8 protein-coding genes are annotated in these 8,831 nt (G+C 66.1%); 3 read left to right on the top strand and 5 right to left on the bottom strand.

The window, feature by feature from the left end; genetic code table 11:
- Positions 1-1,079: pseudouridine synthase (locus AC1DVM_RS21610; RefSeq protein ID WP_477257931.1), on the bottom strand; the 1,079-nt coding region annotated here is incomplete at its 3' end.
- A gap of 40 nt (positions 1,080-1,119) precedes the next feature.
- Between AC1DVM_RS21610 and AC1DVM_RS21605 the strand changes: the two genes are divergently transcribed.
- On the top strand, positions 1,120-1,581 hold the full coding sequence (locus AC1DVM_RS21605; RefSeq protein ID WP_477257929.1) for a nucleoside deaminase: 462 nt from the start codon (positions 1,120-1,122) through the stop codon (positions 1,579-1,581).
- A 3-nt stretch (positions 1,582-1,584) separates the two neighbouring features.
- On the opposite strand, the gene AC1DVM_RS21600 is transcribed toward AC1DVM_RS21605, so the two are convergent.
- The 3 genes from AC1DVM_RS21600 to AC1DVM_RS21590 form a co-directional block, all read right to left on the bottom strand.
- Positions 1,585-2,493 (bottom strand): alpha/beta hydrolase, encoded by a 909-nt coding sequence (locus tag AC1DVM_RS21600; RefSeq protein ID WP_477257927.1) that lies wholly within the window; start codon positions 2,491-2,493, stop codon positions 1,585-1,587.
- 104 nt (positions 2,494-2,597) lie between these two features.
- Positions 2,598-3,875: a phosphoribosylamine--glycine ligase gene (gene purD, locus AC1DVM_RS21595; RefSeq protein WP_477257925.1), complete on the bottom strand. Its 1,278-nt coding sequence runs from the start codon at positions 3,873-3,875 to the stop codon at positions 2,598-2,600.
- A gap of 145 nt (positions 3,876-4,020) precedes the next feature.
- On the bottom strand, positions 4,021-6,264 hold the full coding sequence (locus AC1DVM_RS21590) for a hypothetical protein (protein WP_477257923.1): 2,244 nt from the start codon (positions 6,262-6,264) through the stop codon (positions 4,021-4,023).
- A 168-nt stretch (positions 6,265-6,432) separates the two neighbouring features.
- Between AC1DVM_RS21590 and xseA the strand changes: the two genes are divergently transcribed.
- Together xseA and AC1DVM_RS21580 are read left to right on the top strand one after the other, a co-directional pair.
- Entirely contained in the window at positions 6,433-8,004 is a 1,572-nt protein-coding gene (xseA, locus tag AC1DVM_RS21585) for an exodeoxyribonuclease VII large subunit (protein WP_477257921.1), read from the top strand.
- 98 nt (positions 8,005-8,102) lie between these two features.
- Positions 8,103-8,321: a DUF2093 domain-containing protein gene (locus tag AC1DVM_RS21580; RefSeq protein WP_477257919.1), complete on the top strand. Its 219-nt coding sequence runs from the start codon at positions 8,103-8,105 to the stop codon at positions 8,319-8,321.
- Here the strand turns inward: AC1DVM_RS21580 and AC1DVM_RS21575 are convergent.
- Positions 8,313-8,831, bottom strand: a 519-nt coding sequence (locus AC1DVM_RS21575) for a tetraacyldisaccharide 4'-kinase (RefSeq protein ID WP_477257917.1), incomplete at its 5' end; no start/stop codon positions are given. The genes AC1DVM_RS21580 and AC1DVM_RS21575 overlap by 9 nt on opposite strands.

Genomic DNA, 8,831 nt, shown 5'->3' with positions numbered 1-8,831 from the left:
GGACCGTATTCCATGCCGTCGACCGTGACGCCGTGACGCAAGTCGTCGAGCTGCGCCTGGTTGACCTCGCCATGGGCGCGCACCTTGTAGCGCCGCAGCCAGCCGGTATTGGGATGCGCGATCACGCGGGCAAGCCCGCCGTCGTTGGTGAGGAGGAGGAGGCCCTCGGTATTGATGTCGAGGCGGCCGATGGCCACCACCCGAGGCAGGTCCTCCGGCAGATTGTCGAAGACCGTGGGACGGCCCTCGGGGTCGCGCGCCGTGGTCACGAGACCGCGCGGCTTGTGATAGAGCCAGAGACGGGTGCGCTCCTTCACGGGAAGCGGCTCGCCGTCCACGGTGATCTGGTCGGCGGCCGTCACGTTGATGGCGGGGGAATCCAGCACCTTGCCGTTGAGCGTCACGCGGCCCTCGGCGATCATGGCTTCCACGTCGCGACGCGACGCGATGCCGGCGCGGGCGATGACCTTGGCGATCCGATCCTCGGCGGGCTCCTGCGCCTGCGCCTCCAGTACGGCCTCGCGGGCGGGACGCGGGCGTGCCGCGGCCTTGGCCTCCACGCGCGGCGGGCGGGCGTCGCTGGAACGTCCGCGCACCGGACGATCGCTGTCCTCGCGGCGCGGGCGGAAGGGCTTGTCGCCCTCGGCGCCACGGTCCCGGTAGGGTCGTTCGCCGCCCTCGGCGCGGGGCTTGAATTCGCCACGGGCCTTGAAGGGCCGGTCACCCTCCGGGCGCTTGGCGAACGGCTTGTCGCGCGTGTCGCCGCGTGGGCGGGCGAACCTTTCGCCGCCCTCGCGGGGCGCCCATGGTTTGGCGTCGGCCTCGGGGCTGTTGAAGGGGTTGTCGCCGCTCTCGCGGGGAGCCCGCGGCCGCTCATCGGCCGGGCGGGCGCGGAACGGCCGGTCTCCGGAATCGCGGCGTGGGCGGTCGTCTTCATCGGCCTTCGCGCGGAAGGGTCGCGAGGCGCCGCCGGCCGGCTTGCGGAAGGGTTTGTCGCCGGGGGTGCGGCCCGGTGTGCGGCCTTGGCCAGGGCGTCCTCGCGGACGGCCTTTCTTGCCATCGTCATTGCTGTCGGTCATGGGAGCCTGATAGCAGAGGAGAGGAGGAGAAGCGAGCACGATGGATAAGGTCGCGGGCGTCCAGATGGATCCAATGAGCGTCGCTTTCGACGAGGCGCGGGCTGCTGCCCAGAAGGGCGAAGTGCCGGTCGGCGCCGTGATCGTGCGCGACGGTTCGGTGATCGCTTCCGCCGGAAACCGGCCGCGCGAAATGCGCGACCCGTCGGCTCACGCCGAAATGCTCGCGATCCGCCGCGCATGCGAGACGCTGGACGACGAGCGCCTCATCGGATGCGATCTCTACGTGACGCTGGAACCCTGCACCATGTGTGCCGCCGCCATCTCGTTCGCGCGCATCCGCCGGGTCTATTTTGCCGCGCACGATCCCAAGGGCGGCGCGGTTGAGAATGGCGTCCGCTTCTTTTCGCAGCCTACATGCCATCACGCGCCGGAGGTCTATGGCGGCATCCGTGAGGCCGAGGCGGCGGCCTTGCTGCGCACGTTCTTCGAGGAACGCCGATAAGCCTCAGGCCGACAGGAACGTGATCAACGCTTCCAACGTCGCGCCGGGATTTTCCTCCGCGACGAAGTGGCCCGACGACACGCCGATCCCGGTGATCTTCGGCGCGAATGTCTGGCGCCACACATCGAGCGGAGACATGGCTTCCCCGCTGGTCCCGCGCACCAGATAGAAATCGCTCCAGATCAGCTCCGTGGGGCATGCGATCGTCTTGCCCGCAGCGAGATCGGCCTCGTCCGCCTCGACGTCCCGGGTCGCTCCCGCGCGATAATCCTCGCAGAACGCGTGGATGCGCGAGGGCTCGTTGAAGCCGTTCCGATAGRCCGCCATGGCAACGGGGTCGAACGCGCTCAGGTCCCCCGGCGCCGACCATTTCCGCATCAACCCCTCGAAATAGGCGACGGGATCGCGCCCGATCTCCTCCTCCGGCTTGGGAAAGGGCTCGGAGAGGAATGCCCAATGAGCGGCCGCGACCCTGCCGGCCTTCATCTGCGCCCAGACATAGGCGGTGGGCAGGATATCGAGGAGCGCCAGGCGTTCGACGCGGCCGGGATGGTCGAGCGCCAGCCGGTATCCGACCCTTGCGCCGCGATCATGTCCCACCACGGCGAAGCGGATCGCGCCGAGCGCCTCCATGACGGTGATTACGTCGCGCGCCATGGCGCGCTTGGAATAGGTGTCGTGGGTTGGATCCCCCTTCGGCGCGCTGGACCAGCCATAGCCGCGCAGATCCATGCAGACGACCCGATAGGTCTCGGCGAGGGTCGGCGCGAGATGGTGCCACATGACATGGGTCTGCGGAAAACCATGCAGCAGCACGACCGGCGGGCCGTCGCCTTTGGAGCGCGCGAAGACCCGACCGACCTCAGTGTCGATCCAGTGGGATTCGAAGCCGGGGAAAAGATCGTCGGTCATGGCGCGCTCCGGAGAGGGGAGAGGGTCGCCTTACAGCTAGGGGAGGAAGTCCGGACGTCATCCCCCTGGTCCGACGCCGCCTCGGGCCGGGTTTGCGCGCCGTCCTAGGAATGCTCGCGGTTCACGGCGCGCCAGCCGATATCGCCGCGGCAGAAGCCGCCGCTCCAGTGGATTTTCGACACCGCCTCGTAGGCGCGCCGCTGCGCCTCCGTGATCGTCCGGCCGGTCGCCGTGACATTCAGCACGCGACCGCCATTGGCAAGGATCCGATCCCCGTCCTGCCTCGTTCCGGCATGGAAGACGAGCACGTCGTCGAGCGCTTCGGCCTCGGCGATCCCGCGGATCTCGGAGCCTTTCTCGAACGCGCCCGGATAGCCTTTGGCCGCCATCACGACGGTGAGCGCGGCGCGATCCGACCATTGCAGCGAGACGCTGTCGAGCACGCCGTCGCAGGCGGCAAGGAGCGCGGTGACGAGGTCGGATTTCAGGCGCGGCAGCAGCACCTGGGTCTCGGGGTCGCCGAAGCGGGCATTGTATTCGATGAGCTGCGGACCCTCCGGGGTCAGCATCAGGCCCGCATAGAGGATGCCCGTATAGGGCGTGCCTCGGGCCCGCATGCCCGCAAGCGTGGGTTCGATGATCTCGCGCATGACCCGGGCCTGCAGGTCGGGCGTGAGGACCGCCGCCGGCGAATACGCTCCCATTCCGCCGGTATTGGGCCCCTCGTCGCCATCGCCGACGCGCTTGTGATCCTGCGCGGTTCCGAAGGGGAGCGCGGTCGTGCCGTCGCAAAGGGCAAAGAAGCTCGCCTCCTCGCCGTCTAGAAACGCCTCGATGACCACCTCGGCGCCGGCGGTCCCGAAGCCGCCGCCGAGCATCATCTCGACGRTCTCCTCGGCCTCCTCGAAGCTCGTCGCCACGACGACGCCCTTGCCGGCCGCCAAGCCGTCGGCCTTCACCACGATGGGCACGCCGTAGCTTCGGATGTAGCTCTTGGCCGCGTCCGCATCGGTGAAACGCCGATAGGCAGCGGTCGGGATGTTGAATTCGGCGCAAAGGTCCTTGGTGAAGGCCTTGGAGCCTTCCAGTTGGGCGGCTGCCTTTCCGGGGCCGAAGGCTTTGATCCCGGCCGCTTTCAGGTCGTCCACGAGACCCGCGACGAGCGGTCCTTCGGGCCCAACGACGACGAAGTCGATGGCTATCGTCCGGCAGAAATCGATCACGGCGCGGTGGTCCGCCACGTCCAGCACCACGTTATCGCCGTGGCGTGCGGTGCCGGGATTGCCGGGAGCGACGAACAGGCGGTCGCAGAGCGGGCTCGCAGACAGGCTCCACGCCAGAGCGTGCTCGCGGCCGCCGGAACCGATGAGAAGAATGTTCATGTGCGATCTCCTGCTCGTCGCAGGAGGCCTTAGAATGTCTCGCGCTCCGGTGCAAACGGATTGCCGGTTCCGCGATCCGCAGAGATCGGACGCGGCGCGCCTGCCATGGCCGCAATCGACCTCGGTAGAGGATGCCGCGACGACGCTAGATCACGAAGAAATCGTGATAGGTGAGCTTGAGATTCTTGCCGATGACCGCGAAGGGCGTCGCCTTGTGGGAACCCGTGCCGTCGTCATCGTAGTAGAGGACGCCGCCCTTCTTGTCGTAGATGATGTGGTCGTTCCTGCTGTCGATCTTCAACCCGACCGAGAACATCTTCTTTTCGAGTGGCGCGGGCTTGGTCGCACTGCCCTTTCGGCCGAGCGCCTTGAATGCCGCATTGTCCAGATAGATCGTGTCGTCCTTGACGCTGTATGACGCGATGGTGTCGACATTGGTGCGGACATTCGGCTTGTGGCTGAAGGCGAAAACGTCCTCGCCGAAACCGCCCAAGAGGTAGTCCTTGCCGATGCCGCCGTCGAGGTAATCGTTCTCCGTGCCGCCAAACAGGGTGTCGTTGCCCGCGTCGCCGAACACGCGATCGTCTCCGAAACCGCCGTCGAGGCTGTCGTTCCCCAATCCGGCGTGGAGATTATCCGCATCGGCCCCGCCCATCAGGGTATCGGCCCCGGCATCGCCGAAAAGCATGTCGTTGCCGCTGTCGCCCGAGAGGTAATCGTCTCCCAGGCCGCCCCACAGGCTGTCGATATCGCCGCCGCCCAGGATTGTGTCGTTGCCGGCCTCGCCGTAGAGCAGGTCGTTGCCGGCATCGCCCCGCATCCCGTCATTGCCGTCTCCGCCCCAGAGAGTATCGGCCTCCGTCCCGCCGATGATGGTGTCGTCGCCGGTCTCGCCGAAGATGAGGTCGGCACCGGAACCGCCCTCGATGCCGTCGTTCCCCGTGCCGCCCCAGATGCTGTCCGCATCCGCTCCGCCATAGATGGTGTCCCCGCCATCGTTGCCGTAGAGAAGGTCGCTGCCGTTCCCGCCATCGAGCCGGTCGTCCCCGGTCCCGCCCCACAACCCGTCGCCATCGTTGCCGCCGCTCAGGGTGTCGTTGCCGTCTTCGCCACGCAGTTGGTCGGCGCCGGCATTCCCGGTAAGCGAGTTCGCAGATGCGTTGCCGGTGATCGCGTCGGCGAAGGCCGTTCCCGTGACGTTTTCGATGCCCGTGATGGTATCGAGTCCGTACCCTGTCGCTTGGGCCGTTTGGACCGACAGGTTCAGTCTGACACCACCGAACGTCGAGACCGGCGCTGTGGAATATGTCAGCGTGTCGATGTCGGCGCCGCCATGGATCGTGTCGGTGACGCCGACCGAATCTTTCGTGATGGTGTCATTGCCGGCGCCGCCGTCGATCAGGTTGTTGCCGGCGCCTCCGAGCAGTTTGTCGGCGCCACCGCCGCCCGACAATGTGTCGTCGCCGGCCTCACCTTCGAACGTTTCCGCCCCATTGCCGCCGTAGGCTTGGTCGTCGCCGGCGCCCAGCTTCACGACCCCGCTGACGGTTCCCACTTTGCCATCGTAGGTGTCGTCGAATTTCCCGAGCGTGATCTTGTTGAAGATCTTGCCGTCGTTCGTAATGGTGAACTTGGTATCGGCGCTGACAGGTTGCCCGTCAGTCCCTGTGATCTCTCCGTAGATGGTGCCCTTATTGGTGATGGTGCTCGACCCGCCGCGCGCGGAGACGGAGCCGCTGACATAGCTTGCAACTGTCGCGTTGGTGAGTGTGACGGAACCCTTGCTGCTGGTGACCGATCCGCTGATGGTGCCGGAATTGTCGATTGTGACGGAGCCGTAGAGGCTGGAGACCGAACCGGAAATGCTTCCAAGATTGGTCACATTGGTCGTGGCTGTCAGAATAGTGCTTGAGCCGCTGGTATTGGATATGGAGCCGGAAATCGTGGCTCCGCTGGTGTTGTTGTTGATGGTAAGCGCAGCGGCGTTACCGGTCAGATTGATGGCGTAGGCTCCGCCGCTGGTTCTGATCGAACCTGCGTTGGAAATGTTGGCGCTTCCATGGATATCCATTCCGTAACGTTTGCCCGTTACGGATGCGTTGGCCTCCAACGCGATCGTATGAGCGGAGGTCCCTTCGACGAGGGAGATACCGTCCCCCTCGCTACCGCTCGCCTCGACACTCCCTTTGATCGTCAGGCCAATTCCAAGCCCTGTCCCTGTCGATCTGATTCCATGCGCATCGGTGCCCTTGGCGAGAAGCGTGATCCCCGCATTCAACGTCAAGGTGTCACCGGCGGTGAGCGTGTCCTCAGGCGTCTGACCGAAGCCAAAGGCATGCTCGCCGGTCTGCGTGGTTGTTTTCGATGACGATACAACGTGGGTGGTCATGATGTTACTCAAGGGAAAGAGACCGATTTTTATAATGTGATATCGTATCATAGACAAGGGGCTTGTACCGCGACATTCTGATTGATGACGCAAACCAAGCGTTCGTCCGCCGATCGATCGCGCGGCGGCCACCTGTTCACCGGGGCTCCCACCCGCTAGTTTCCCCCCATGACCTCCGACACACTCCTCTCCAATGCCCCCGAATGGACGGTTTCCGATCTTGCGGGCGCTCTCAAGCGCACCATCGAGGAATCGTTCGGCCATGTCCGGCTGCGCGGTGAGATCTCTGGCTTCCGGGGACAGCACTCCTCCGGGCACGCCTATTTCTGCCTGAAGGACCAGAACGCGCGCCTCGACGCGGTGATCTGGAAGGGCACCTATTCGCGGCTGCGCATCAAGCCCGAGGAGGGGCTCGAGGTCATCGCCACCGGGCGAATCACCACCTTTCCGGGGAAATCCACCTATCAGATCGTCATCGAATCGCTCGAGCCGGCAGGCGTCGGGGCGCTCATGGCGCTTCTGGAGGAACGCCGGCGCAAGCTCACCGCCGAGGGGCTGTTCGAGACCGCCCGCAAGCGGCCGCTGCCTTATCTGCCGCGCGTGATCGGCGTCGTGACCTCGCCCACCGGGTCCGTCATCCGCGATATCCTGCACCGGCTGGAGGATCGCTTTCCCCGCCACGTCCTGGTCTGGCCGGTCCGTGTCCAGGGCGAAACCAGCGCCGCCGAGGTTGCCGCGGCGATCCGCGGGTTCAACGCGATGGTGCCGGGAGGCCCCATCCCACGCCCCGACGTCCTGATCGTGGCGCGGGGAGGCGGCTCCATCGAGGATCTCTGGGGATTTAACGAAGAGATCGTCGTGCGCGCTGCTGCGGAAAGCGGCATTCCCCTCGTGGCGGCGGTGGGGCACGAGACCGACTGGACGCTGATCGACCACGCGGCCGACATGCGCGCTCCCACGCCCACCGGCGCCGCCGAGATGGTCGTGCCGGTCCGCGTCGATCYGCTCGCAGGCCTGAACGATCTCGCGCGCCGGCACATGGAATCGCTGCTGCGCATGTTCGATCGTCGCAAGGCCGACTTGCGCTCGGTCGCCCGGGCATTGCCGAATGCCGATGCGCTGTTCGCGCCGAAACGCCAGAAGCTCGACCTCGCCTCCGCGAAGCTCGGACCCGCACTTTGGCGCAATGCCCGCGATCATGAAAACCGGCTCAACGAAGCCGGGCGCGGGCTCGCACGCTTTTCGCCCGCCTCTCGGGTCGCCGCCATGCGGGCGCGGCTCGATTCGGTCGGACACCGGCCCCGGGATGCGGTCGACCGGGTCTTCGCCGCTCGCGCCGACAAACTGGGCGATCTCGGAAAACGCCTCAGCGCCGCGCGCGACCTCCTCCTGCGCGCCGAAATCGTCCGCATTGGACAACGACGGGAAACCGTCCTGCGCGTCGCCGAACGGCTCGGTCCCGCCGTCGAGGGGCAATTGTCGCGCAAGCGCGCACGCTACGTCGCATCCGCGCAGCTTTTCGACAGCCTGAACTACAAGTCGGTCCTTGCCCGCGGGTTTGCGCTCGTTCGCGACGGGGAGGGGAGGATGCTGCGCTCGGCCGCCGCCGTCTCCGAAGGCTTGCCGCTCGTGCTCGAATTCGTGGACGGCGTCGCGGACGCCACGGGGGGACGCGGCGTCAAGCCGAAGGCGGCAGGCAAAACCAGACCGAATCCCTCGGAACAGGGCGCTTTATTCTGACGGGTCATTGAACGGGTTGCGGCCGTCGCCCACGTAAGGGAAAAGGCCGTGTCCCACGACGCTTTCGGCCCCTTCGACAACACGGCACCGATATCACCATGAACAAATTCGAACGCAGCGGCGGCGAAGCCATCATCCAGTATCTCGACGCGGATCTCCGCGTGATCAAACCCGGGACGTTCGTGATCTGCGCCGTGACGGGTAAGCAGATCCCTCTGGATGAGCTCAAATACTGGAGCGTCGAACGCCAGGAAGCCTACGCGTCGCCTGAGGCCGTCTGGGCCCGCGTTACCGAAACCGCGACGCCGTCAGCCTGACCTGACGCCCGTCCGTCGCTCCGCGATGCGGCGCGCGAGCAGGTTGCGAAGCGACTCCGTGTCGTCGATTTCGAGCCTGACGCCGAGCGTCTCAATCCCCTGCCACAAGGTTTTCCCGCCAGCGCCGGACAGGCGCGCCATGTCCTTCTCGGTCGTCACCAGCGTGAGATCGCGCTCCCTGGCGATGCGCATGAGATCGTCGATTTCGGTCGTCGCATAGACGTGATGATCCGGGAAGCTCCGGGTCTCCGCCACCCGGATACCGGCCCCGCGCAACGTCTCGAAGAACTTTTCCGGGCGACCGATCCCCGCGAAGGCGAGCACGTCGAATTGCCGCAGCGCGGGGAGGCTAGCCTCGTCGGGTACGAGGCGTCCGGCAAGAACCTTCTTGCCGTGCCGCTCGGCCTCGCGGGCAACTCGATCGCCCGCACCGCCTTCGCCGATGACGACGACGGCGTCGATGGCGGCCCATTGCGCCGCCATCGGTGCTCGAAGCGGACCGGACGGAAT

The sequence above is a fragment of the Microvirga sp. P4_A5 genome (assembly GCF_056402495.1).
Note: the sequence above shows the minus strand (reverse complement) of the source record. Positions and strands in the feature narration are given on the sequence as shown.